Genomic DNA, 24,507 nt, shown 5'->3' with positions numbered 1-24,507 from the left:
AAGGACCTCCCATGAAGCTCTACCACGCCCCCGGTGCCTGCTCGCTCGCCGTCCACATCGCACTGCGCGAAACCGGCCAGTCCTTCGACCTCGTGAAGGTCGACCTCGCCACCCACACGCTCGACGACGGCCGCAGCTACTACGACGTGTCGCCGCGCGGCTACGTGCCGATGCTGGAGTTCGATGACGGCAGCCGCCACACAGAGGCCGCCGCGCTGCTGCAATACATCGCCGACCAGGACACCGACTTCACGCTGATCGGCGCACCGCGCAGCGCACGCCGGCTGCAGGTGACGCAGTGGCTCGCCTTCGTGGCGAGCGAGCTGCACAAGGCCTTCAGCCCCTGGCTGTGGCACAAGGAGACGGCCGCCTCCACCAAGCAAGCCGTGCGCGAGAAACTTGCCGCACGTTTCGCCGAGCTGGACCGGCACCTCGCCACCCGCGAGTACCTGGCTGGCGAGTTCAGCGTGGCCGATGCCTACGCCTTCACCATCGTGAACTGGTCCAACTTCCTCGGGCTGCCGCTGTCAGACGTGCCGCATCTCAAGGCCTATCTCGCCCGCGTCAGCGCCCGCCCGCAGGTGCAGGCAGCGCTCAAGGCCGAAGGCCTGCTGACCTGACGTGACTCAGGCCGACGGCGCCGGCCTGCCGGCGTCGATGCGCCCGGCCAGCGAAGCCGCCTGGCCGGTGTAGCTGCCGGGTGTCATCGCGAGCAGGCGGGTCTTTTCGCTCTCGGGAATCTCGAGCGTGCCGATGAAGGCCTGGATGTCGGCGCGTGTGATGGTCTTGCCACGCGTCAGCTCCTTCAGGCGCTCGTAGGGATTGGGCAGCTTGTAGCGGCGCATCACCGTCTGGATGGGCTCGGCCAGCACTTCCCAGGCGGCGTCGAGGTCGGCGGCGAGCGCTTCGCGGTTGACCTCGAGCTTGCCCAGCCCCTTGAGCAGGCTGTCGTAGCCCAGCACCGCGTAGCCGATGGCCACGCCCATGTTGCGCAGCACCGTGCTGTCGGTCAGGTCACGCTGCCAGCGGCTGATCGGCAGCTTCTGGCTCAGGTGGGTGAGCAGGGCGTTGGCAAGGCCGAAGTTGCCCTCGGCGTTTTCGAAGTCGATCGGGTTGACCTTGTGCGGCATCGTCGACGAGCCGATCTCGCCCGCCTTGGTGCGCTGCTTGAAGTAGCCGAGGCTGATGTAACCCCAGACGTCGCGCGACCAGTCGATGAGGATGGTGTTGGTGCGCGTGACCGCATCGAACAGCTCGGCCATGTAGTCGTGCGGCTCGATTTGGATGGTGTAGGGGTTGAACTCCAGGCCCAGCTGTTTCTCGATGACCCTGCGGCTGAAGGCCTCCCAGTCGAAATCGGGGTAGGCCGAGAGGTGCGCGTTGTAGTTGCCCACCGCGCCATTCATCTTGGCCAGGAGCTTCACGCCGGCGATGCGCTCGCGCGCATGGTGCAGCCGGGCCACCACATTGGCGACCTCCTTGCCCACGGTGGTGGGGCTGGCGGTCTGGCCGTGGGTGCGCGCGAGCATGGGCACGTCGGCCAGGTCCTTGGCGAGCGTGGTGAGCGCACCGATGATCTTGTCGAGCGTGGGCAGCAGCACGTCTTGCCGCGCGGCCTTGAGCATCAGGCCGTGGCTGGTGTTGTTGATGTCTTCGCTGGTGCAGGCGAAGTGCACGAACTCGGAAGCGGCCTTGAGTTCAGCACTGTTCTCGAAGCGGCTCTTGAGCCAGTACTCGACCGCCTTCACGTCGTGGTTGGTGGTCTTCTCGATCTCCTTGATGGCCTGGGCATCGGCCTCGGAGAAACGCGTGACGAGACCACGCAGCAGGCCGCGGCCGGCGCCGGTGAGTGGCTTGAATTCGGCGAAGCCGGCATCCGACAAGGCGATGAACCACTCCACCTCGACCTGCACCCGTCGGTGCATCAGGCCGAACTCGGACAGCAGGCCACGCAGCGGCCCCATGCGAGAGGCGTAGCGGCCGTCGAGCGGCGAGAGGGCGGTGAGGGAGCTGAGGTTCATGGCAGGCAGGCCGCGACGCAAGGGTGGCCGGAGACAAAGCAGCCGGCGATTTTAGGCGGGTGCGCTATCGTCGCGCGTCTTTCGCCGAGAACTCTCTTCATGCCCATGTTCACGCCGCGCCGGATCGTCGTCGTTCCCTGCCTGTTGCTGCTGTTGTCGGCCTGCGAACGACAGCCCACCCCGGCCGCCACGCCAGCCCCGGCCGCACCGGCGGTCGCCGCCAGTGTCGCGGCGTCCGCATCGCAGAACACGCAGGCGCCGCAGCTCACACCGATGGCCGACGCTGTGCTCGCCGCGCACCGCCAGATGATCGTGCTGATGAACGGCGAGCGCACCTTGAAGCCCGCCGAGCGCCGCGCGGTCGCCGCCGTCGGGCAGATGCTGTTCCACGACATGCAGCAGCGTCTCGAGGCCCTCACGGCCGCCGCCACTGCACCCGAGCCGGCCGTGCTGGCTGCCGTCAACACCTTGCTCGATCGCATCGAGGGCGAGCCTTCGTGGTTCGACGCCGACCGCCTCGCGTTCAAGGAATTCCTCACGCGTCTGGCCGCGCACTACAGCAGCTCGCAATCGATCGCCGGCCTCAAGCTCGCAAAACGCGCCAACGAAGACCTCGTGGTGCTCGCCGAGGTGGAGCAGGCCTACGACAAGGAGCTGCGCGAAGTGTTCGGCCGCTTTGCCAAGCGCGGCATCGGATTCAAGCGCGAGAAGTGGAGCGACTACGTCGCCAAGCTCTCCACGCTCTACAACCGCGAGCAGATCCTGAAGGACTACGCGACCGTCGTGCCCTACACCGCGCCCACCGGTAAGGCGGGCGCGGAAGACGCCGACACGCGCGAGATCTTCGGTCTGTCGCTGCCGCCCAAGACGGTGGTGCTGACCTTCGACGACGGCCCCCACGCGCGCTACACCGACGAGATCCTCGACATCCTGAAGCGCTACGACGCGCCGGCGATCTTCTTCCACCTCGGGCGCAACCTCGGCAGCGTCGATGCCGATGGCAAGGCAAAGCCGGGTGCCCACGCCGCTGTCGCGAAACGTGTGCTCGCCGCCGGACACCAGCTCGCCAACCACAGCTACAGCCACAGCGTGATGGCCAAGCTGCCGGGCGATGCGGTGAAGAGCGAAGCGGCCCACACCGAAGCCTTGCTCGACGCCACCGGGCGCCAGCCGTCGAAACTCTTCCGCTTCCCTTACGGAGCGCGCAACGAATCGGCGCTGGCCACGGTCGAAGGCCTGAAGCTGCACTCGATGATGTGGAACATCGACTCGCAGGACTGGGCCGACCCGGTGCCCAAGTCCATCGCCGAGCGGGTGCTGAGCGAGGTCGACAGGCACCAGCGCGGCGTGGTCCTCTTCCACGACATCCAGGCCCGCACCGTGCAGGCGCTGCCGGCCGTGCTCGACGCACTGGTAGCCGACGGCTACCGCTTCGCGACCTGGCGTGATGGCAAGTTCGTGGTCGGCACGCCGAAGAAGGCCGCGCCCGATGCGGCGATGGCCGCCAGCAGCGACACCCTCTACCGCGACAGCCATGCCCTCGTGATCGGCATCGACCGATACGGCAAGTGGCCCGGCCTGCAACACGCCGTGCGCGATGCCAAGGCGGTGCACGAGGCGCTCACCACGCGCTTCGGCTTCAAGCCCGAGAACGTGACCGCGCTCTACGACGGCGAGGCCACGCGCGCCAACATCCTGCGCGCGCTCAACGAGCGTCTCGCGGACGGTTCACGCATCAAGCGCGACGACCGCGTGCTCGTCTTCTTCGCCGGCCACGGCGGCACGCGCAAGCTGCCGAGCGGGCGCGACGTGGGCTACCTGATCCCGGTCGATGCGTCACTGCAGGACTTCGCCACCGACGCGATCTCGATGCCGCAGCTGCAGGAGGTGGCCGAGGCGATCAGCGCCAAGCACGTGATGTTCATGGTCGACGCGTGTTACTCGGGCCTCGGCCTGACGCGCGGCGGTGCCAGTGCCAGCAAGAATTTCCTCGCCGACAACGCGCGCCGCGTCGGCCGCCAGATGCTCACCGCCGGCGGCGCCGACCAGCAGGTGGCCGACGACGGCCCCGGCGGTCACTCGGTCTTCACCTGGACGCTGCTGCAGGCCCTCAACGGCAAGGCCGACCTCAACGGCGACGGCGTGATCACCGGCACCGAGCTTGCCGCCTACGTCGCGCCTTCGGTCAGCGCCATCGCGAAGCAGACGCCCGCCTTCGGCAACCTGCCGGGCTCCGAAGGCGGCGAGTTCGTGTTCGAGCTGCCGGTCGAGCGTGAAGGCCTGAGCGGCGACACCCGCCAGCTCGACGCTGCCGCCAGCCAGCTCGCCAAACGCCTGGACGACGCCGCACCCGAGGCCGCACGGCCCGGCACCGCCGTGCAGGTGACGGTGAAGAACCTCGAAGGCGCCGACGTCAAGCTCACCACCACGGCCGCCACCGCCCTGCCGCCGCGTGTGGCTGCCCAGCGCGCCAACGACCGCGGCCTCGCGCTCTACCGCGAGCGCCGCTACGATGACGCCGAAGCCGCGTTCACCGAAGCGTTGAAACTGCAACCGAAGTTCGCGCTCGCCGCCAACAACCTCGGCTTCGTCTATTTCAAGCGCGGCAAACCGGTCGAAGCGGCACGCTGGTTCGAGAAGGCCATCGAGATGGACGGCAGCCGCGCCCTCGCCTACCTGAACCTGGGCGACGCCCACCTGCAGGCCGGCGACGACAAGAAGGCCGTGGCGGCCTACACCACCTTTGTCGGCCTCAACCCCAGGCACGCGCGCGTGGCCGAACTGCAGGCCTTCATCGCCTCGCCCGACGCCACGCACCGCCCCAAAGTGCCTGGCTGAGGACTCGCCGGCGCGCCCTTGTCAGGCGCAAGGTCATCTAGACCTTTCATCTCCCTGCCCAGGAGTCGTCACGCAACCGTCACGCAGGCTTTCCACAATCTTCAAGGTTGAATGGAAGGCAGGCGAGCATGACGGACAACGTGATCGAGGTGACGCAGTTGCGCAAGAGCTTCGGCGCCCACACCGCTTTGCGCGACGTGTCGCTGTCGGTGCGGCGCGGCGAAATGGTGGCGCTGCTCGGGGCCTCGGGCTCGGGCAAGTCGACGCTGCTGCGCCATCTCAACGGGCTGCACCGTGCCGATGCGGGCAGCCACTCGCAGGTGGACGTGCTCGGGCGCACGCTGCAGCAGGGCGGCCGGCTCGCCCGCGATGCACGCGCCACGCGCGCCCAGGTGGCGGCAATCTTCCAGCAGTTCAACCTCGTCGACCGCCTGAGCGTGATGAAGAACGTGCTGGCCGGCGCGCTGCACCGCCAGCCGCTGTGGCGCGGCCTCTTCGCGCAGTTCCCGCAGGCCGAGCTGCAGCGCGCGCACGAGGCGCTCAAGCGTGTGGGCATCGAGCGCTGCGCCTGGCAGCGCGCCTCCACGCTCTCGGGCGGTCAGCAGCAGCGTGCCGCCATCTCGCGCGCCCTGGTGCAAGGCGCACAGATCATCCTCGCCGACGAGCCCATCGCCTCGCTCGACCCCGAGTCGAGCCGGCGCGTGATGGAGCTGCTGGCCGAAGTCAACCGCGAGCTCGGCGTGACGGTGATCGTCTCGCTGCACCAGATCGACTACGCCTTCGCCTACTGCCCCCGCACGGTCGCCCTGCGCGCCGGCGAGGTGGTGCATGACGGCCCCACGCGCGACCTCACCCCGCAACGCCTGCGCGACCTCTACGGCACGCAGACCGATGAACTGATGCCGCGTCCGCACGACGCGGCCGCCCCCCTCACCCCCGTGCCGGCCGACCTGCTGGCCGCCTGAACTTCGGAGCCCCTTGCCATGAACCGCAGAGCCACCCTTCTCGTCCTCGCCACCACCGCCTCGCTGTGGCTGAACCAGCACGCCCACGCGCAGCCCCGCGAGCTGCAGATGGGCATCATCGCCACCGAGTCCTCGGCCAACCTCAAGACCGCGTGGCAACCGCTGCTCGACGACCTGCAGAAGCAGACCGGCCTCAAGGTCACTGCCTTCTTCGCGCCCGACTACGGCGGTGTCGTCGAAGGCATGCGCTTCAACAAGGTCCACGTGGCCTGGATGGGCAACAAGTCGGGCATGGAGGCGGTCGACCGTGCCAACGGCGAAGTCTTCGCCAAGGTCGTCCAGCACGACGGCACAGAGGGCTACTACGGCGTGCTGATCGCGCACAAGGACAGCGCCCTCAAGACCGTGGACGACGTGCTGAAGAACCGCGCCAACCTCACCGTCGGCATGGGCGACGTGAACTCCACCAGCGGCAACCTCGTGCCCGGCTACTACCTGTGGGGTCACCACAAGGTCGACCCGGCCAAGGAGTTCAAGCGCGCCATGCGTGCCAACCACGAAAGCAACATCCTCTCGGTCGTCAACAAGCAGCTCGATGTGGCCACGGTCGCCAGCGACGGCATCGAGCGCATGAAGATCAAGATGCCCGAGAAGGCCGCCGAGCTGCGCGAGATCTGGCGCTCGCCGCTGATCCCGAGCGACCCGCTGGTGTGGCGCAAGGACCTCGACGCCGACACCAAGAAGAAGCTGCGCGACTTCTTCCTCGCCTACGGCAAGGATGCGCGCGAGAAGGACATCCTGAAGACGCTCACCTGGTCGGCCTTCGTGGCCTCCAGCAACCACCAGCTCACGCCGATGCGCCAGCTGGAACTCGCCCGCGAGCGCAGCAAGGTCGAAGCCGACGCCGCGCTCTCCGCGGACGACAAGGCCAAAAAGCTGAAGGACATCGACCAGCGCCTGGCCGACCTGTCGCGCCAGGTGGCGAGCGCGAAGTAAGCAGGGCGCTACCACCATGTCGTCCCTGAGCCTGGCGCCTTCCAGCGAGCGCATCACCGCGCCACGCACCTCGCTGAGCACCCTGCTGGTCTGGGGCGCGCTGCTGGCGGTGCTGGCCGCCAGCTGGAAGGGCGCCGACATGCGCCCGCTCGATCTGGTGCGCGACGGCAGCAACATGGGCGAGTACGCACGCGGCTTCTTCCCGCCCGACTTCAGCGAGTGGCGCCACTATGTCGCCGAGCTGCTCATCACGCTGCAGATCGCGCTGTGGGGCACGGCGCTGGCGATCGCCTGCTCGGTGCCGCTCGCATTGCTCGCCTCGGCGAACATCACGCCGTGGTGGGTGCACCAGCCGGTGCGCCGCGTGCTCGACGGCTGTCGCGCCATCAACGAGATGCTGTTCGCGCTGCTCTTCGTGGTGGCGGTGGGCCTCGGGCCGTTTGCCGGCGTGCTGGCCCTGTGGGTGCACACCACCGGCGTGCTGGCCAAGCTCTTCTCCGAGGCGGTGGAAGCGATCGACCCGCAGCCGGTCGAGGGCATCCGTGCCACCGGCGCGCACCCGCTGGCCGAGATCGTCTACGGCGTGATCCCTCAGGTCATGCCGCTGTGGATCTCGTATGCGCTGTACCGCTTCGAGTCCAACGTGCGCTCGGCCTCGGTGGTGGGCATGGTGGGAGCCGGCGGCATCGGCATGGTGCTGTGGGACGTGATCCGCGGCTTCCAGTACGCGCAGACGGCGGCGGTGATCATCATGCTGGTGCTCGCGGTCTCGCTGATCGACGTGGCATCGTCGCGGCTGCGCAAGCTCGCGACCTGATCCGAAGGCCCGCACCATGCCGCGCACGCTGAGCCTGGCCGACATCGAAGCGCTTTTCGCCGAGCACGGCACCGTGCTCTACGACGGCAGCCGGCGCGAGTCGGTCACCGCGCTCGCGCATGCGCTGCAGTGCGCGCAGCTGGCCGAATGGGCCCACGCCGACGACCCGCTGGTGGCCGCCGCGCTGCTGCACGACCTCGGCCACTTCCTCACGCCCATCGACGGCGACGAAGACGACGACTGCCACGAGACCATCGCGCTGCCCTACCTCGCCGGCGGCTTCGGGCCGGAGGTGCTGGAGCCGATCCGCCTGCACGTGGCGGCCAAGCGCTACCTGGTGGCCACCGATGCCGACTACTTCGCGTCGCTCTCGCCAGCCTCGGTGCACTCGCTCACGCTGCAGGGCGGGCCGATGACGGCCTTCGAGGTGGCGGAGTTCGAGGCCACCCCCTTTGCGATGGACGCGGTGCAGCTGCGCCGCTGGGACGACCTCGCCAAGACCCCCGGCCAGGCCACGCCGCCGCTCGCCTACTACATCGCGCTGCTGGGCGAACTGCAGGCGGCATAGGCATCGTCGGCGCGCCGGTAGACCGCCGTGCGCACGCCCATCAGCCCGAGCACCGAGTGGAAGTAGTGGTCATGGCTGACCGGCTCGTCGCGCCGCCGCGCGAGGCAGCCCAGGTCGAGGCCGCGCTCGCGCTGCCACGCGGGCGACAGCCAGGTGATCCACGGCACACGCTTCTGCACCTCGGGGGCGATGGCATAGGGCATGCCGTGCAGGTAGAGGTTGTTCTCGCCCAGCGACTCGCCGTGGTCAGCCACGTAGACCATCGCGGTGGGCCCCTCGGCCCCTTCGCGCTGCTGCAGCCAGCGGATCGTCTGCGCCAGCATGTGGTCGGTGGCCACGATCGAGTTGTCGTAGGCGTTGACGATCGCCTCGCGAGTGCAGGCCTGCAGCGACGCGGCGGTGCATTCGGGCAGGAAGCGCTTCTGCGCAGCACCCGAGCGCAGGTGGTAGGCGGGCCCGTGGCTGCCCACCTGGTGCATCACGATCACCGTGCCGCGCGCACGGCGGGCCGGGTCGAGCGTGGCCAGCCGCGCATCGAGGCCCGCTAGCATCACCTCGTCGAGGCAGTCGCCCTGCGGGCAGGTGCTCGCGCTCGGCACCCGGTCGCACACGCCCTTGCAGCCCGACTGGTTGTCGAGCCACAGCACCGCCAGGCCGGCGTGCTGCAGCACGTCGAGCAGGCCTTCGGTGCGGCGTGCCGCATCCGGCTGGAAGTGCTCGCGGCCGAAGCCCGAGAACATGCAGGGCACCGACACCGCCGTGCTGGTGCCGCACGACCACGCGTTGCGAAAGCTCACCAGCGCCTCGCGCGACAGCTCGGGCGTGGTGTCACGGGCGTAGCCGTTGAGGCCGAAGTTGCCGCTGCGGCCGGTCTCGCCGAGCACCAGCACCAGCAGCGGCGCCCGGGCCGCTGCGGCGGCGGGCGCGAGGCGGGCATCCTCGCCCACGCGGACGAGCGCCGTCGCCGCGTGCGCTTGCGGCAGGCCCGTTTCGCGCGCCAGCGCGTAGACGCTGTTGAGCGGGTTGAGCAGGTAGCGCAGGTCCTTGTGGTTGCGCATCGCCGAGGCGAGCGGCTGGAAGCCTGCGACGATCGCCGCGGCCAGCACGAGCAGCGCGCCCGCCAGCATGGCGGCGTTCTGCCAGAGCGCGCGGCCCATGCTCCGCGGCGCCAGCGGCTGACGCCACAGCAGCCACGCCGGCCCGCCGGCCAGCAGCCCCAAGGCCAGCAGCAGGCGGCCGTCGACCAGCGCCCGCGCTTCATGCAGATCGGTCTGCAAGACGTTGCGCATCATCACCGGGTCGATGAGCACGCCGTAGCTGCCCATGAAGTGGCTGCCGACGGCCGTGGCCACCAGCAGCAGCGTCACCCCCGGCTTGAACGTGTAGCGCCAGGCCAGGAGGGCGAGCAGCACGGCCAGGCACGCCGCGATCATCACGGCCATCGCCACCGCGAAGGCCGCACCCTCCACGCCCTGCAGCAGCCCCAGTTGCGCCAGTCGACGCCACAGCACCCAGTTGCCCGGCACCGCCATCCACAGGCTCGCCGCCCCAACCACCCACAGCGGCGACAGCGCCCGGCGTGTCATGCCGCGGCTCCCTTGGCTGCGAACCAGCGGTCGGACAAACACGCCAGCATCCAGCAGATCCAGGCCGACCACAGCGTGTGGCTTGCGAAGTGCGCGCCGCGCCAATGCTGCACGAGGTCGAGCCCCGATCCGTCCCACAGCAGCAGGACCGGCAGCACCAGCAGGCCCCACACGGCCGCACGCGTCGATGTCATGGCGCGCAGCTTCGCGGCACCACCTTAAGTGCCGCTTAAGTGCCGCACAAGGGCGGCGAGGCGCCGGGGTTCAGTGCGGCTTGCGCTTGGCCGGTGCGGCCTTCTTGCCTGCCGCTTCGGGCCGGGTTGTCTCGCCCGGGGCCAGCGTGAAGAGCTTGGCCGCCCGGCCCTTCAGTTCGAGCAGCTCGTTGGGCGTCACCGAGTACTGGCCGGTGGCGAGGTTCACCTGGATGCCGAACTCGACTTCCTTCTTGCCGTTGGACAACGCGCCCGAGGTGAACTCGTAGTCTTCGCGTTCGGCCGGCAGGCCGAGCCTGTCGGCGTCGTAGTCCTTGTATTCGACGCTGCGGATCTCACCGCTGGCCAGGTCGAGCATGCCGGTCGAGTGGATGACCTCGTCGGTCAGCTCGTCGGTGATGGTGATGGGCAGCTTGAGGTCCACGGTGTGTGCATCGGTGAAGGCGGGGTGGGGATTCTAGGTGTCTGAGAATCGCCCGACCCATGTCATCCGATTCCCATCCCCTGCGCCGCATCGCCGTGCCGGCCTTCGGCCCGTCGCTGCTCTTCGGCATCGGTGAAGGCGCCATCCTGCCCATCCTGCCGCTCACCGCGCGCGATCTCGGCGGCTCGGTGTCGGTGGCGGCGCTGATGGTGGCGCTGATGGGCATCGGCTCGCTGCTGTCGAACCTGCCGGCCTCGGTGCTGACCATGCGCTTCGGCGAACGCTGGGCCATCGTGGCGGCGTCGCTCTGGTCGGCGCTCGCCATGGCCTTGTGCGCGTGGACGGGGCACCTCGGCGTTTTCGCGGCCGGGTGTTTCATGGTCGGCATGTCGCAGGCGGTGTTCAACCTCGCGCGCCAGGCCTATCTCAGCGAAGCGGTGCCGGTGGAATGGCGGGCGCGAGCGCTCTCCACGCTGGGCGGCGTGTCGCGCATCGGGCTCTTCATCGGCCCCTTCGCCTCGGCGGCGGTGGTGCACCAGTGGGGCCTGGCCGGCGCCTACGGGCTCGGCATCGCCGCGCTGCTGGTGGCCGCGGCCGTGGCGGCGCGCATTCCCGACCTGGCGCATCACACGCTGCCGGGCGCCGGGCTGTCGTTCGCCTCGACGCTGCGCGAGCACCGGCACGTTTTCCTCACGCTCGGCATCGGCGTGATGCTCGTCGCGGCGGTGCGGACGAGCCGCTCGGCGGTGATCCCCCTGTGGGCCGACCACCTGGGCCTCTCGGCCTCGGTCGCCTCGCTCATCTACGGCCTCGCCGGCGGCATCGACATGCTGCTCTTCTACCCCGCCGGCCGGGTGATGGACCTGAAAGGGCGCCGCTGGGTGGCCGTGCCGTCGATGCTGGTCATGGGCACGGCGCTGCTGCTGATGCCGCTCACGCAAGGGCCGTGGACGCTGCTCATCGCCGCCATGGCCCTTGGCTTCGGCAACGGCATCGGCTCGGGGCTGATCATGACGCTCGGCGCCGACCACTCGCCGCCGGGCGAACGGGCCCGCTTCCTCGGCGTGTGGCGGCTGATGGCCGACCTGGGCTCGACCTGCGGGCCATCGCTGCTCTCCTTCCTGGTGGCGGCCCTGTCGCTCGGCATCGGCGTGGCGGCGACCGGCCTGCTGGCGCTTGCGGCCGCCGGGGTGCTGGGCTACTGGATCCCGCGCGTCGGCAGGCGCTGAACCCACCCTGCGCGGCACCGCCTTCTTTCTGCGCTCGGCCGACGACCATCGCATCGAAACCTGCCACGAGCCCGGCAAGCCCAACAAACGAAACAAAGCCGCCCCGCGTTGAAACGACCGCGATACGGCACGTGGCGACAGTGCAGGCTTTCGCAAGGAGCCCCGCATGAACCGTCGAAGCATCCTCCTGCCGCTGTTGCTGGCCGTCTCGCTCGCGTCAGGCTTGAGCGAAGCCCGCGCCGCCACGCCGAGCGTCGTGCAGGACCTGAAGATGGCGCACGACAGCAAGCCCTTTCGCGCCACCGCCGACGAGTTCGTCGCCCGCTCGATGGCCGGCGACCTGGCCGCCACGCAATCGCTGCTGAGCCGCAGCCTGGTCGAGCGCACCGGCGACGCGGCGGTGAAGCGTGCGCTGCAGACCCAGATCGTGCCCTTCTTCCAGCGCGCCCGCGAGCCGGGCAAGAGCGTGACCATCGCGCGCACGACCGATGCCTCCGGCCAGCAGGGTTTCGCCTTCTACATGTGGATGGAGTACGCCGAGGCCCCCACCGCGCGGCCCTTCACCGTCTACGTGGTGCAGGAGCAGGGCCGGCTCGTCGTCGCCAACATCGTGCCCGACCGCCTGGTCGAAGGGCGCCACCGCTGAAGCGGCCTGCGCATGAAGCGCCCACCGCCGACCGCGCTCTACGTCGCCACCGTCGTGCTGGCGTGCGCGTCGTTCGCGGCCGAAACGCATGCCGCGCCGAGTGAGGCCGAGGCCTTCGTCAAGCAGGTGCGCGAAGCCGCAGCCCGACCGGGCGGCCAGGCGATCGCCGACCTCACGCAGTTTCCGTTCCTCTTCGACAGCCAGCCGCTGCAGCGCGAGGCCTTCATCGCCAAGGCCGCACCGGCCCTCTTCACGCCCCGCGTGCGCCAGTGCCTGCAGCGCGCCGAGCCGCAGGCCGAAGACGGCCGCCTCGTGCTGTGGTGCAAGCCCTATGGCTTCTACCTCGGCCCGGTGCGGGGCCGCTGGCGACTGATCGAGTTCACCGCCGACGGCGAGTGAGCCCGCCCAGCGCCCCGGCACGCCCCTCGGGTTGGAGGCGCTGCGACTGCTCCACCAGGAAATCGATGAAGAGCCGCACCCGCAGCGGCATGTGGCGCGTGCCCGCATAGAGCACCGAGAACGGCCGCGAGCGCCCGCCGAAGCGCTGCAGCACCTCCACCAGCGTGCCGTCGGCCAGGTCCTGCGCCATCAGGAAGCGGTGCGTCTGCACCAGCCCCGCACCGGCGCGGGCGAGGGTGAGCGTGGCCAGCACGTCGTCGGTCACGGTGTAGTGGCCCGCGGTTTCGACCTGCACGTCCCGCCCCTCGTCGCGGAACTCCCACGCCACCTTCTGCCCGGTGCGCGGCAGCACGAACTGGATGCACTCGTGCGCCGCCAGGTCCTGCAGCGACTTCGGCTTGCCCGCTTTCCTGAGGTACGACGGCGCCCCGGCCACCACCAGCTCGGCATCGATCAGCCGGCGCGCGACGAGTCCGGAGTCGGGCGGCGTGCGCGCGCGGATCGCGAGGTCGAAGCGCTCTTCGGTGAAATCGACATTGCGGTTGCTCACCTGCACCTCGACGCTCACCTTCGGGTAGCGCTTGCGGAACGCCGGCAGCAGCGGCAGCAGCACCGCATGGCCGAAGGTCGTGGGGGCGCTGATGCGGATCACCCCGGCCGCTTCGACCTGCCGTCCCGCCAGCTCACGCCCGGCTTCGACGATCTGCGCCAGCGCCTGCCGGCACTGCGCGTGGTAGGCGCGGCCCGCATCGGTGAGGCGCATGCGGCGCGTGCTGCGCACAAAGAGCGGCACCGCGAGCCGCTCCTCCAGGCGGCCGACCGCGCGGCTCACCGCTGCCGGCGTCACCCCCGCCTGCGTGGCCGCGGCGGTGAAGCTCTCGAGCTCGGCCGCCGCGCAGAAAAGCTCGATGCTGCCCAGCATCACGCCCGGAGTTTCTCGCGCCATTGTTTACCTCATGTAATGAATGATGTGAATCGCAGCCAGTTTATCGACGGCTGTGTCGTCAATACGCTCTCGGCCATCGATTCACTTCCCACGAGGACCTCATGTCATCCCCGATCAGCATCGTCTTCCACAGCGGCTACGGCCACACCGAGAAGCTGGCCCAGGCCGTCGCCCAGGCCAGCGGCGGCACGCTGCTGGCCATCGACGCGGAGGGCGAGTTGCCGCCCGAGGCCTGGGCGCACCTGGACGCGTCGCGCGCCATCGTCTTCGGCTCGCCCACCTACATGGGCAACGTGAGCTGGCAGTTCAAGAAGTTCGCCGACGCCAGCTCGGGCGTGTGGGCAAAGCAAGGCTGGAAGGACAAGCTCGCCGCCGGCTTCACCAACAGCGCCGGGCTCAACGGCGACAAGCTCGCCGCGTTGCACGCGATGTTCACGCTCTCGCAGCAGCACGGCATGGTGTGGGCGAGCACCGGCATGCCGCCGGCCAACGTGAAGGCCTCGACACGCGACGACCTCAACTACCTCGCGTCGTTCGCCGGCCTGATGGCGACGACGCCGGCCGATGCCGGCGTGGATGAGCTGGCCGCCGGCGACCTGGCCACCGCCCGTGCCTTCGGCCAGCGGGTGGCCGACCTCGTGCGCCGCTACAACTGAAGGAGTCGCGAGATGCCCTACGTCAACATCAAGGTCACGCGCGAAGGCGTGACCCGCGAACAGAAGGCCGAGCTGATCGCCGGCGTGACCACGCTGCTGCAGCGTGTGCTGCAGAAGGACCCGGCCACCACCTACGTGGTGATCGACGAGGTGGAGCTCGACAACTGGGGTGTCGCCGGCCTCAGCGTGCCGGCCTGGCGGGCGAGGCCACGCTCATGAACGGCGCCGACGCCTTCGCCGAGGTGAGCGCCGTGCTGGGCGAGTATTTCGACGGCCTGCACCACAGCGACTCCACGCGCCTGCGGCGTGTCTTCCACCCACAGGCCCGCTACCACTGCGCGACCGACGGCACGCTGCTGACGCTCGACATGGCGCAGTACTTCCCCATCGTCGACGCGCGGCCCTCGCCGGCGAGCCAGGGCCATGCGCGCAACGACCGCATCCTCGCCATCGAGTTCGCCGGGCCGGTGACGGCCTTCGCCAGAGTGGCGTGCTCGATCCCGCCCAAGCACTTCACCGACTTCCTCACGCTGGTGAAACTCGACGGCCGCTGGCAGATCGTCGCCAAGGTGTTTCATTTCACCGTGCAGCCCCCGGCGCACACGCCACCGTGACCTTCACTCTTGGGTGCACCCAGGGTGCCGCGCGAACTGGCGCGCACATGAGTGGTTAGCATCTTGCGTCTTTCCAACCGACGCTCAGGCCGCCATGCCCACTCTCGCCGAAATTCGCACGCGCCTGGACTCGAAGCGATTCACCACACGTAAACGCGGCATGCAGGAACTGCTCGAGCTGGGGCTGCGGGCCGAGTTCATCGAACGGGCCCTGGCAGAGAAGGACGGCGCCCTCGTCTCCCAGGCCGTGTACTGGTTAGAGCCCGACGTGCCTGCGCCGTTGCTGGTGCGCAGCTTCCACCTCGGCCGGCAGCCGGTGCCCCTGTCGGAGATCCGGGGCTACCTCCCGTATCACAACTGCCTGTATGCCGAAAAAGAGATCTACGACCACTACGCCCCACAAGGCCGCAAGCTGGCGTTGATGACGATCGAGGCTGTGGGCTACGGGTACCTGCGCTCGTTCGAGCCGCTGCTTCGCAAGGTGGCCGACCGCCAGCTTGAAGTCGCGCAAGACGCCATCGCTCGCGAGGGCAAGCGCGCCGTCATCGGCGGCGAGAACGCCTTCACACGCGTCGGCGTCAACGAGATCCAGTACACCGACCTGCCCAATGAATGGTCGACCGAATCGCAGAAAGTCCTCGAGGCGCTGGTGGCGCTGCGCCGCCTCGACCACACCATCGCCCCCGGGCTGCTGGAGCGCATGAAGACGCAAGTGCGCGCACTCGCGCCCGAGGGCAGCCTCCTTCACAAGCGCACGATGCTCACGCTCGACTGGGTGGCATTTGATGGGCTGCCTGATGCCGCGTTTGCCGACCTGCTCGCGTCGGGCGGTGACGGCCTCCCCGATGTGTCGTACTGGGCGGCCGACATCGGCACGTCGCTGCTCAAGCGGGGCATGGCCGATCGGCTCGCAAAGCTGGTTGCCGGGATGGACCCCTTCCGTTTCTACAGCGCCAAGTTCTGCCACTGGCCGCTGCTGGAGCACCTCGACCGGACAGGCCTGCTGCGCCTCGACCCGCAGTGGATCGGTGCCGACACCTACTTGAAGAACCGGGAACGTGGCATCGCCGGCCCACCCTGGGCGAGTCCATCGGGTTTGTCCTAGGCCTCCGGCTGTCGAAACGAGCCCTTCTCGTTCGTCTTGAGGTCAGGCGCACAGCGCGCTGCCATCCCTGCAACCTGGAAGGACTCCTCACCATGCCCCTGCACATCATCGAAAGACCGGCCTTCACCGTGATGGGCCTGCACATCGTGACCACGCCGATGTCGCCCGAGATCCCGGCGCTGTGGCCCCGCTTCATGAGCCGCGAAGCCGAGATCGAGCATCCCGCCGAGCGCGCCGTGAGCTATGGCGTGATGCAAAGCGACACCCCCGACATGGCGCGCCTGGACTACTGGGCCGCGCTGTCCGTGACCGCACCCGGCCGCACGCCGCCCGGCATGGAAACCCTCACCATTCCTGCGGGCCACTACGCCGTCTTCCGCTACCCGCTCGCGGGCCTGGCGGCGGGCTTTGGCGAGATCTTCGGCAAACTGCTGCCGCAGTGCGAGTACGAACAACTGCCCGGCCCATACTTCGAGCGCTACAACGAGGCCTTCGACCCGGGCAACCCGGACTCGATCGTCGAAATCCACCTGCCGGTCCAGCGCAAGCGCCGCACCTGATGTCGATGCCACGCCACCTGACGCTCGCCCTCCTTGCCACCGGCCTGCTCGCCAGCACCCCGGCCCTGGCACAGGCCGTGACCCACGGCTTCGCCGATGCGGCGATGCAGGAGCGGCAGTGCCAGGCCAAAGGCTGGCAGCGCGTCGTCACGCAGGTGGCCGGTCTCTCGCGGCAGGTGCTGTGGAAGGCCCCCACCGGCCCGTGGACCAAAGGCGCGATCCTCGTGATGCACGGCGGGGGCGGCCAGCATTTCCAGTGGTGCGTGGCCAATGCGCGCATCGTGCAGCCGCAGGTCAACTTCAGCGAGATGGCGGTGGCCGACGGCTTCGCGGTGCTGCTGCTCAACTCGTCGGACCAGGTCACCGACCACCAGGGCCGCGCCTGCGGCAAGGTGTGGGACGACGAGGTGCGCGAGCGCGCCAACCTCGACCTGCCCTTTCTCGGCCAGGTGATGCGCGAGCTGCTGCCCTCGCTGCGCCCCGCGGGCAGCCGCCCCGAGATCTTTCTCGCCGGCCACTCGTCGGGCGGCTACATGGCGGTGCGCGCCGCCACCCATTTCGACGACCTCGTGACCGCGTTCGCCCCGGTCGCCAGCGGCGACCCGTACGGCTGGCACCGCCTCTGCGAGGCCGGCATGAACGCGCGGACGACGGTGCACGGCGCCGGCTTCGACAACGAAACCCGCCGGCAGATCACCGAACCCGACGCCTGCCGCGCCGAGCGCCACCCGAACGAGACACCGTGGGACAGCACCCGCCCCGCCACCCTGCCGGCCTTCCGCCTCTTCCGCCACGAGCAGGACGGCATCAACGACCGCTCCTGCACCGAGAAGGTGGGCCGGCAGCTGCGCGAGCGAGGCTACCGCGGCGAGCCCGACTTCGTGCTGATGGGTGGGCGCCGCAGCCTGGCAGCCCACTACTGGCAAGACGGGTACAACCGCCCGCTGCTCGACTTCTTCAACGCACAGCTCGTCGACACGCCTCTCGGCGCGCCGCGCTGATCACCCGCGCCGGGGCCGGCGCACGGCCTCCATCAGGCGCTCGATGTTGCGAAACGCGAGCAGGTGGGTGTCGCCCGCCAGCTCGTGCAGTTGCGCGCATGGCAGCGCTCGCGCGAAGGCCTGCACCATGTCCATTGGCACCAGGCCGTCGAGGGTGCCGTGCCACAACTCGACCGGCACGCGGATCTCGCGCAGATCGATCGTCCACGGCTGGTTGAGCAGCACGCTCTCCAGCGCCCACGCACGCGGGCCCTGGCGCAGCGACTCCATCATCGCGGCCACGAAGTACGGCAGGTGCTCGGGCGCGCTGATGTAGTCAATGTCGGCATCGGCCAGGCTGAAGGCGTTGTGGCTGCGCGCGCTCGTCATCGAGTGCAGCAGCGACTCGACGGTCTGCCCGAAGAGCGCCAGCTCCATCGCCGGCCGCAGAAGGCTCGGCACCACGCGGAAGAACTGGTTCATCATGCTGTTGAGCGTGGACGGCGAATCGGACGCGAGGATGTGGTCGATCGGCGGCACGACCGCGGTGCAGTGCACGCTGCGGATGCGCTCGGGCATGGCCCACGCGGTGTGCAGCGCATGCGCGCTGCCGGCCGAGGCGCTGAGCAGGTGCACCGCATCGAGCCGCAGCTCGTCGAGCAGGGCGCGCACATCGGGCACGAACTCGCGGTAGTCGCGCCGCTCCACGAAGGAGCTGTGGCCGTAGCCCGGCCGGTCAATCGCGATCAAACGCACGCCCAGCCCGCGCAGGCGCTCGGCATGGATCAGCAGTTCCAGCCGCGAGGCGTTGAGCGCATGGAAATACACCACCGGCACGCCGTCGGCCGCGCCGTACTCCGCATAGCTCAGCTGGCGACCGTCGGCGAGCCGCAGCAGCCGCGTGTACGCAAGGCCGGTGATGTGCGGCAGGAGCTGCGGGTTGTGGCTGCTGCCCGCCTGTTCGAGCACGATGTTGCGCAACACCAGCGCGAAGAGCGCGTTCTGGTTGTGCACGCCGGTCTTGGCGTAGATGTTCTTGGTGTGCTGGCGCAGCGTGTGCAGCGTGATGCCGGTGCGCGCGCAGATGGCGTCGAGGTCCAGGCCCTGGATCGACAGGTCGATGAGCTCGACCTCGCGCGCGGTGAGGCCGGCGCGCTGGCCCAGACCGGCGATCGACTGGCTGACGCAGCGCTGCCGGTCGATCAACAACAGCGAGTACGACGCCGCCGCGCTGCGGTTGTGCGGCGTGTGGTTCTTGTAGAGGTAGGCCAACCAGCCGGCCTGCGCCTCGGCACCGATGCGCGCGCAGGCATACGACTGGACCTCGGCCTGCGTCATCAGCTGCGCCAGCACCCCCGGCTCGCGGCAGTGCAAGACCCCCTGCTCCACGCCGAAGAGCTCGCCGCGACCCAGCAGTGCTTCGGCATCGGCGTTGAGGCCGAGCACGCGCTGCTGCGCGTCGACCACCACGATGGGCGGCGCCACCGCGTGGATGACGGCCAGCACACGCTGGCGCTCGCGCTGCATCGCCGAGTGCGCGGCACCCAGCCGCAGCGCTCGCTTGATGTGGCTCAGGATCACGCGCGTGAGCGGCGTGTCGTCGCGGCTGCGGTCTTCGCGGAAGTGGAAGAGCAGCTGGCTGTGCAGCTGCCCGTAGTGCGCGGGGTGCAGGGCCGATTGGTAGATCGCCTCCAGCAAGGCCTCGGCCGGGGCGCCCTGGGTGGTCGTCATGGCCACGGGAGACGCTCCGGCTCCAGCGCCGCGGGCTCCGCGACGAACGGCGCAAGGCCGGTGCCCACGGCCTGCAGCGTCACCGCATGCAGCGTCTCGAAGAGCAGCACGCCGAGGCCTTTCTGGTCGGGGGTGCCGAGCTTGCGGAAGACGGACTTGAGCTGCGCGCGCACCGTCTCGACAGAGCGCCCCGAGAGGCCCGCGTACTGCTTGAGCGGCATGCCTTGCGCGAGGTTCCACGCGAGCGGCAGCTCTTTGTCGGTCAAGGCGTACTGGCGCTGCACCTGGGCGGCCAGCAGCGGCGGCGGCGTGGCGATCTCGCGCAGGCGCGCGGGGTCGGCGCGCTCGTGCACCAGCAGCAGCACGTTCGAGGCGGGGCCGGGCAGCTTCTTCAGCTGCAGGTCGAGCCCGTTGAGCTGGAGCGGCTGCTGCGTGGCCGAGCTGCAGGCGAACGCGTGCAGCGCTCGCTCGAAGGCCGGGTGGTCGCCCGACAGGCGCAGGCGCCGCCCCTGCAGGCTCGCCCGCCCGGTGCGCGCAAGCCACTGGCGGGCGGGCTGGTTGAGCAGCACCACCTCGCCGTGTTCGTCGAGCACCACCAGGCCCGTCGGCAGCGCATCAATCACAGCGTGCAGCGCCGCGAGGCTTGCCTGCGTGGCGTCGAGCGAGCTGCGCAGCGCACAGGCGGCTTCGAGGTGAGAGCAAAAGGCGTGGAAGTGCCGCAGCTGGCCTTCGGAAAACCCCTCCGGCGACAGGCTGCGCGCCACGATCACCTCGCCGGTGATGCGGCGGTGAGACACAAGACCCGGCTCGCATCCGGGCAATTGCGGCAGCCGAGTGGCGCTCACTTGTACCGAGCGGGCGCCGATGTGCCGCGCCCACTGCGCGATCACCGGCCGCCAGGCCTCCGGCCACGCGCGCAGGGCCCCCGCGCCCATCGCCGCGCCGCCCTCGTGTTCGACCAGTGCATAGAGCTGGTCGAGCAGGCCGAGCCACTGCAGCGCATCGTCGGCGTGCGGCGCCGGGTCGAGCGGCATCCTGGGTCGTGTGTCAAGCCGCATCGAGGCTTAACCCGATTTCGGTATTCAACGCGCGGCAGGGCGTGCCTACAAACGCCAGGCCCTGCTGAGGCAGGCGCACACCCCCGGAGACAAACCAAGGACCCGTCATGCACAAACTCCTGTCGAAACCGCTGCTGCTGTGCGCCCTCGCGCTCGGCCTCACCCCTGCTGCACAGGCCGACCAGCTCGTGTCGCCCTCGCTCATCAAGTCGACCGAACGCGGCGTCTTGCTCAACGGCCGCTACTTCGTGGGCGGCCAGCACGGCATCCACGAAATCAAGCGCAGCGCCGACAGCAGCCCGAACTGCAGGATCGACACGGGCTCGGGCCTCACCGTCTGCCTGCTGGTGAGCACCGTATACGGAGCCGACCAGTGCGACTACTCGGGAATGACTGCGGACAACACCTACTTGTACGCAGCCTGCACCGTGGCCGACAAGACCGCCCCCATCCCGCTGCTCGCGCCCCCGAAGCGCGCCGCGCTCTTCCGCGTGAAGCCGGCCGCCGGCAGCAGCACCGCCGAAGAGGTGAAGAGCAAGCCCTTCGCCACCCCCGTCTGGTACAACGGGATGACCGTGCTCGACAGCAACACGCTGCTGATGACCCCCTCGGCCCCGCTCGGCACCAAGTCGGCGATCGTCAAGCTCAAGATCACCAACACGCTGACGCTCGACCACACGATCAAGGAGTGGCTGCCCGGCTCGCCGCTCTACCTGCTCAACAACGGCGTGACCGTCAGCAACGGCCACGTCTACTTCGTGGGCGGCCAGAACCTCTGGCGCATCCCGGTCAGGAGCGACGGCTCGGCCGGCCTGCCCTTCCTGCTGTACCAGACCACGATCAACCAGACGATGGACGACCTGACGGTCAAGGGCGACTGGGTGGTGGTCACCGAGATCGGCATCATCAACGGCCTCGGCCTCAACTCGCTCACCTTCGTGCACAAGAGCGGCTTCGGCCCCACCGCCAAGCTGTGGACCGGCCTCACCCAGCTGAGCGGCGTGGTGGTCGACCCGGGCACCTTCGGCACGCCGGGTGCCTTCATCGCGACCAGCTATTTCCAGGGGGGCGTGTACCGCTACTTCTATTGAGCCCACGGCCCCTGGCAGGGGGCCCCACCCAGGAAAGCGGGCTGGCGAAGTGGCGCAAACAGGTCTAGGCTGCACCCACACACCGACCCGCCCAGCGGGCGAATGGGGGGCAACCACCGTGGCGCAGCCCGTGCCCCTCGCGGGTGGCGCAGAGGCTTGCGTATGTCCAGCGCAGATCGATCTGCCGAGACAGCCCACGGCTGCGAGCTTGAGCGTCTGCGCGTGCTCGCAGGCCTACGGCGTGCTCGACACCCCGCCCGAAGCGCGCTTCGATGCGCTCGCCCGGCTGGCCTGCCGGCTTTGCGACACCCCGATGGCCGTCATCACGCTGGTCGACGACCACCGTCAGTGGTTCAAGGCCGAGATCGGCCTGGGTGTGCGCGAGACGCCGCGCGCCATCGCCTTCTGCGCCCACACCATCGAGGGGCCCGGCCTCTTCCAGGTGCCCGACACACACGCCGACCCCCGCTTCGTCCACAACCCGCTGGTGACCGGCGCACCCGGCCTGCGCTTCTATGCCGGCGTGCCCCTGCAGGTGGACGGCGGACAACGTCTCGGCGCGCTGGCGGTGCTCGACCGCCGGCCGCGCCAGCTCACGCCCGAGCAGCAGGCCGACCTGCAGAGCCTGGCGCAGCAGGTGGTGCTGGTGCTGGAAGAGCAGCGCCTGCGCCGGCTGGCCGAGGCCGCGTCGGAGGAGACGAAGCACCAGTCCGATTCGCTGCTGGCGATTGCCGGCCGCGTGGCGCGGCTCGGCGCCTGGGAGCTCGACATCGCCGGGCAGAAGGTGGTGTGGTCCGACGTGGTGGCCGACATCCACGGCATGCCGCGAGGCTTCTCGCCCGATCTCGACAACGCCCTCGGCTTCTACGTGGAGCCCGACCGCTCCACCCTCACCGCGTCGGTCACGGCCTGCCTGCAGCACGGCACTCCGTTCGACCACGAGATGGTGCTGCAGCCGGCCGGGGGCGGGGCGCCGCGCTGGGTGCGCTCGATCGGCGAGGCGGTGCGCGATGCCGAGGGCCGCATCACCCACCTGCGCGGCGCCTGCCAGGACATCACCGAGCGCAAGTCGCACGTGCTGCAGATCCAGCACCTGGCCGAACAGCTCTCGGCCACGTTCGAGAGCATCCCCGACCCCTTCCTCGCCGTGGGCGCCGACGGGCAGGTGCTGCTCGTCAACGCCGCCTTCGAGCAGCTGGTGCAACGCGAGCGTGCCGGCATCCTCGGGCACAGCCTGGGCGAGGTGCTGCCGCCGAGCGTCATCGAGCCGCCGCTGCTCGACCGCTGCGCCGAGGCGATGCGCCGCCAGCAGCCGCTCGAATTCGAAGCCACCGAGCGGCGCTCGCGCCGCCGCTTCGAGGTGCGGCTCTTTCCCGTCGACAACGGCCTGACGCTGCATGCGCGCGACATCACCGAGCGCGAGGCCACGCTTGCGCAACTGCGCCTGCTCGACACCTGCGTGCGCTACCTCAACGACGCCGTGGTGATCACCGATGCCAACGTCAACCCGCCGGGCCCGACCGTGCTCTTTGCCAACCAGGCCATCGAAGGCCTGTGCGGCTGGCAGCCCGCGCAACTGGTGGGCAGCAGCCCGCGGCGCCTGCAGGGGCCGATGACACAGCGTGACCGGCTCGACGCGCTGCGCGACGCCATCAGTCGCGGCCTGCCCTTCGAGACCGAAGCCATCAACTACCGCAACACCGGCGAGACCTACTGGGTCGAGCTGAAGCTGAGCCCGATCCAGGACGAAGAGGGCCGCTGCACCCACTTCATCGCCGTCGAGCGCGACATCACCGAACGCAAGCTCGCCGAGGCCCACCGCGAAGCGCTGGAGCGCCAGCTGCGCCAGGCGCAGAAGATGGAATCCATCGGCACGCTGGCCGGCGGCATCGCGCACGACTTCAACAACATCCTCGGCGCCATCCTCGGCAACGTGGCGCTGGTGCGCGATGCGCTCGTGCCCCTGAGCCCCGGCCACGCCCCGCTCGGCACCATCGAACACTCGGCGCAGCGTGCGCGCTCGCTGGTGCAGCAGATCCTCGCCTTCGGCCGGCAACAGGCCACCCAGCGCATGCGCCAGCCGCTGCGCCCGCTGGTCGACGAGGCGGCGCGCCTCCTGCAGGCCACGCTGCCCGCGAGCGTGGTGCTGCGCATGAGCGGCACCCACGACGAGGTGTTCGCCGAAGTCGACGGCCACCAGCTGCAGCAGGTGCTCATCAACCTGTGCACCAACGCCTGGCACGCCCTGCCGGCCCGCGGCGGGCTCATCGAGATCGGGCTCGACACCGAAGCGCCGGCCTCGCAGTACGACACGCTGCACTACGCGCACCTGTGGGTGAAGGACGACGGCTGCGGCATGGCGCCCGACGTGCAGGCCCGCGTCTTCGAGCCTTTTTTCACCACCAAGCCGGTGGGCCAGGGCACCGGGCTCGGCCTGTCGGCCGCGCACGGCATCGTGGAAGCGCACGGCGGGCGCATGGACGTCGAGAGCGAGCCCGGCCGCGGCAGCACCTTCCACGTCTACCTGCCCGTGAGCGATCCCGCCGACCCCACGCTGAGCGAGAAGGCCATCGCCGCAGCCGATCGCCGTTCACTGAAGAGCCTGAAGGTGCTGTGCGTCGACGACGACCCGGTGATGCTCACCACCATGCAGGCCCTGCTGGAGCGAGAAGGCTGCGTGGTGGACGCGCAGGCCAGCCCGCAGCAGGCGCTGGAGCAGCTGCGCGCCCTGCGCGGCGACACCCACCTCCTCGTGACCGACTTCAACATGCCCCTGATGGACGGCATGGCGCTCGTGCGAGAGGCCAAGCGCCTCAACCCCGAACTGCCCGTCGTCATGGCCTCGGGCTTCCTCAGCGACAAGCTCTGCGAGCAGGCCACGCTGCTGGGCGTGGACGTGCTGGTGCAGAAGGAGCGCACGGTCGAAGACCTGGTGGCCGCGGTGCGGGAGGCGGTGGCCCGCGCAAGCCTTCGGACCTTGCGGCCCTGAGCGTGGCCGCCCGGTGGCTTGGCTCGGCCGGCGCTCGCGGGCGGCGCAGCGTCTGTGCGCTTGCGGACAGAGCCAC

24 protein-coding genes are annotated in these 24,507 nt (G+C 69.6%); 17 read left to right on the top strand and 7 right to left on the bottom strand.

Annotated features, from left to right (window positions below; translation table 11 throughout):
* Positions 1-11: 11 nt before the first annotated feature.
* Positions 12-620 carry a glutathione transferase GstA gene (gene gstA, locus LRS03_RS19200; protein ID WP_257827526.1) on the top strand — a complete coding sequence of 203 codons (609 nt, stop codon included), beginning with the start codon at positions 12-14 and terminating at the stop codon, positions 618-620.
* A gap of 6 nt (positions 621-626) precedes the next feature.
* On the opposite strand, the gene purB is transcribed toward gstA, so the two are convergent.
* Positions 627-2,021, bottom strand: a complete 1,395-nt coding sequence (gene purB / locus LRS03_RS19195; protein ID WP_257827525.1) for an adenylosuccinate lyase — start codon at positions 2,019-2,021, stop codon at positions 627-629.
* Positions 2,022-2,120: 99 nt separating this feature from the next.
* Here purB and LRS03_RS19190 point away from each other — a divergent pair, with 99 nt between their 5' ends.
* From LRS03_RS19190 to LRS03_RS19170, 5 genes are all read left to right on the top strand, one after another.
* The gene (locus LRS03_RS19190) at positions 2,121-4,859 is read left to right on the top strand and encodes a polysaccharide deacetylase family protein (RefSeq protein ID WP_257827524.1); all 2,739 of its coding nucleotides are present in this window, start codon (positions 2,121-2,123) and stop codon (positions 4,857-4,859) included.
* 128 nt (positions 4,860-4,987) lie between these two features.
* On the top strand, positions 4,988-5,824 hold the full coding sequence (gene phnC, locus LRS03_RS19185) for a phosphonate ABC transporter ATP-binding protein (RefSeq protein WP_257827522.1): 837 nt from the start codon (positions 4,988-4,990) through the stop codon (positions 5,822-5,824).
* Positions 5,825-5,842: 18 nt separating this feature from the next.
* A complete protein-coding gene (phnD, locus tag LRS03_RS19180) occupies positions 5,843-6,820 on the top strand; it encodes a phosphonate ABC transporter substrate-binding protein (protein WP_257827520.1) in 978 nt (325 codons plus the stop codon).
* A gap of 16 nt (positions 6,821-6,836) precedes the next feature.
* Positions 6,837-7,637: a phosphonate ABC transporter, permease protein PhnE gene (phnE, locus tag LRS03_RS19175; protein WP_257827519.1), complete on the top strand. Its 801-nt coding sequence runs from the start codon at positions 6,837-6,839 to the stop codon at positions 7,635-7,637.
* A gap of 16 nt (positions 7,638-7,653) precedes the next feature.
* Complete coding sequence (locus LRS03_RS19170) at positions 7,654-8,205, top strand: HD domain-containing protein (RefSeq protein ID WP_257827517.1); 552 nt, start codon at positions 7,654-7,656, stop codon at positions 8,203-8,205.
* Here LRS03_RS19170 and LRS03_RS19165 read toward each other — a convergent pair.
* The 3 genes from LRS03_RS19165 to LRS03_RS19155 all read right to left on the bottom strand — a co-directional run bounded on the left by LRS03_RS19165 (position 8,169) and on the right by LRS03_RS19155 (position 10,427).
* Positions 8,169-9,791 carry a phosphoethanolamine transferase gene (locus LRS03_RS19165; RefSeq protein WP_257827516.1) on the bottom strand — a complete coding sequence of 541 codons (1,623 nt, stop codon included), beginning with the start codon at positions 9,789-9,791 and terminating at the stop codon, positions 8,169-8,171. The genes LRS03_RS19170 and LRS03_RS19165 overlap by 37 nt on opposite strands.
* Positions 9,788-9,985: a hypothetical protein gene (locus LRS03_RS19160; protein WP_257827515.1), complete on the bottom strand. Its 198-nt coding sequence runs from the start codon at positions 9,983-9,985 to the stop codon at positions 9,788-9,790. Before LRS03_RS19160 ends, LRS03_RS19165 begins: the two co-directional genes overlap by 4 nt.
* Positions 9,986-10,055: 70 nt before the next feature.
* Positions 10,056-10,427 carry a hypothetical protein gene (locus tag LRS03_RS19155; RefSeq protein ID WP_257827514.1) on the bottom strand — a complete coding sequence of 124 codons (372 nt, stop codon included), beginning with the start codon at positions 10,425-10,427 and terminating at the stop codon, positions 10,056-10,058.
* A 59-nt stretch (positions 10,428-10,486) separates the two neighbouring features.
* On the opposite strand from LRS03_RS19155, the gene LRS03_RS19150 reads away from it, so the two are divergent.
* The 3 genes from LRS03_RS19150 (at position 10,487) to LRS03_RS19140 (ending at position 12,701) form a co-directional block, all read left to right on the top strand.
* A complete protein-coding gene (locus LRS03_RS19150) occupies positions 10,487-11,656 on the top strand; it encodes an MFS transporter (RefSeq protein ID WP_257827513.1) in 1,170 nt (389 codons plus the stop codon).
* 166 nt (positions 11,657-11,822) lie between these two features.
* Positions 11,823-12,302, top strand: a complete 480-nt coding sequence (locus LRS03_RS19145; RefSeq protein WP_257827512.1) for a hypothetical protein — start codon at positions 11,823-11,825, stop codon at positions 12,300-12,302.
* Between the two features lie 12 nt (positions 12,303-12,314).
* On the top strand, positions 12,315-12,701 hold the full coding sequence (locus LRS03_RS19140) for a hypothetical protein (protein ID WP_257827511.1): 387 nt from the start codon (positions 12,315-12,317) through the stop codon (positions 12,699-12,701).
* Here the strand turns inward: LRS03_RS19140 and LRS03_RS19135 are convergent.
* Positions 12,682-13,647, bottom strand: a complete 966-nt coding sequence (locus LRS03_RS19135) for a LysR family transcriptional regulator (protein WP_257827510.1) — start codon at positions 13,645-13,647, stop codon at positions 12,682-12,684. The two genes, LRS03_RS19140 and LRS03_RS19135, sit on opposite strands and share 20 nt — an antisense overlap.
* Positions 13,648-13,748: 101 nt before the next feature.
* On the opposite strand from LRS03_RS19135, the gene LRS03_RS19130 reads away from it, so the two are divergent.
* The 6 genes from LRS03_RS19130 (at position 13,749) to LRS03_RS19105 (ending at position 17,583) form a co-directional block, all read left to right on the top strand.
* Positions 13,749-14,303, top strand: a complete 555-nt coding sequence (locus LRS03_RS19130; protein WP_257827508.1) for a flavodoxin family protein — start codon at positions 13,749-13,751, stop codon at positions 14,301-14,303.
* 12 nt (positions 14,304-14,315) lie between these two features.
* Entirely contained in the window at positions 14,316-14,522 is a 207-nt protein-coding gene (locus tag LRS03_RS19125) for a tautomerase family protein (protein WP_257827507.1), read from the top strand.
* Positions 14,519-14,917 carry a nuclear transport factor 2 family protein gene (locus tag LRS03_RS19120; protein ID WP_257827506.1) on the top strand — a complete coding sequence of 133 codons (399 nt, stop codon included), beginning with the start codon at positions 14,519-14,521 and terminating at the stop codon, positions 14,915-14,917. Before LRS03_RS19125 ends, LRS03_RS19120 begins: the two co-directional genes overlap by 4 nt.
* Before the next feature lie 160 nt (positions 14,918-15,077).
* Positions 15,078-16,022 carry a hypothetical protein gene (locus tag LRS03_RS19115; protein WP_257827504.1) on the top strand — a complete coding sequence of 315 codons (945 nt, stop codon included), beginning with the start codon at positions 15,078-15,080 and terminating at the stop codon, positions 16,020-16,022.
* A gap of 92 nt (positions 16,023-16,114) precedes the next feature.
* Positions 16,115-16,582, top strand: coding sequence for a GyrI-like domain-containing protein (locus tag LRS03_RS19110; protein WP_257827502.1), 468 nt, complete (start codon positions 16,115-16,117; stop codon positions 16,580-16,582).
* Entirely contained in the window at positions 16,582-17,583 is a 1,002-nt protein-coding gene (locus LRS03_RS19105) for an alpha/beta hydrolase family protein (protein WP_257827500.1), read from the top strand. The genes LRS03_RS19110 and LRS03_RS19105 overlap by 1 nt, the downstream gene beginning before the upstream one ends.
* Here LRS03_RS19105 and LRS03_RS19100 read toward each other — a convergent pair whose 3' ends face one another.
* Positions 17,584-19,293: a bifunctional helix-turn-helix transcriptional regulator/alpha/beta hydrolase gene (locus tag LRS03_RS19100; RefSeq protein WP_257827499.1), complete on the bottom strand. Its 1,710-nt coding sequence runs from the start codon at positions 19,291-19,293 to the stop codon at positions 17,584-17,586.
* Entirely contained in the window at positions 19,290-20,327 is a 1,038-nt protein-coding gene (locus tag LRS03_RS19095; RefSeq protein WP_257827498.1) for a helix-turn-helix transcriptional regulator, read from the bottom strand. The genes LRS03_RS19100 and LRS03_RS19095 overlap by 4 nt, the downstream gene beginning before the upstream one ends.
* Before the next feature lie 131 nt (positions 20,328-20,458).
* Here LRS03_RS19095 and LRS03_RS19090 point away from each other — a divergent pair, with 131 nt between their 5' ends.
* Together LRS03_RS19090 and LRS03_RS19085 are read left to right on the top strand one after the other, a co-directional pair.
* Positions 20,459-21,442, top strand: coding sequence for a hypothetical protein (locus LRS03_RS19090; protein ID WP_257827497.1), 984 nt, complete (start codon positions 20,459-20,461; stop codon positions 21,440-21,442).
* 208 nt (positions 21,443-21,650) lie between these two features.
* Positions 21,651-24,431 (top strand): hybrid sensor histidine kinase/response regulator, encoded by a 2,781-nt coding sequence (locus LRS03_RS19085; protein ID WP_257827496.1) that lies wholly within the window; start codon positions 21,651-21,653, stop codon positions 24,429-24,431.
* The last annotated feature ends 76 nt before the right edge of the window (positions 24,432-24,507 follow it).

Source organism: Rhizobacter sp. J219, assembly GCF_024700055.1.
Lineage (GTDB): Bacteria > Pseudomonadota > Gammaproteobacteria > Burkholderiales > Burkholderiaceae_C > Rhizobacter.
This window is presented reverse-complemented; position numbering and strand designations above follow the sequence as displayed.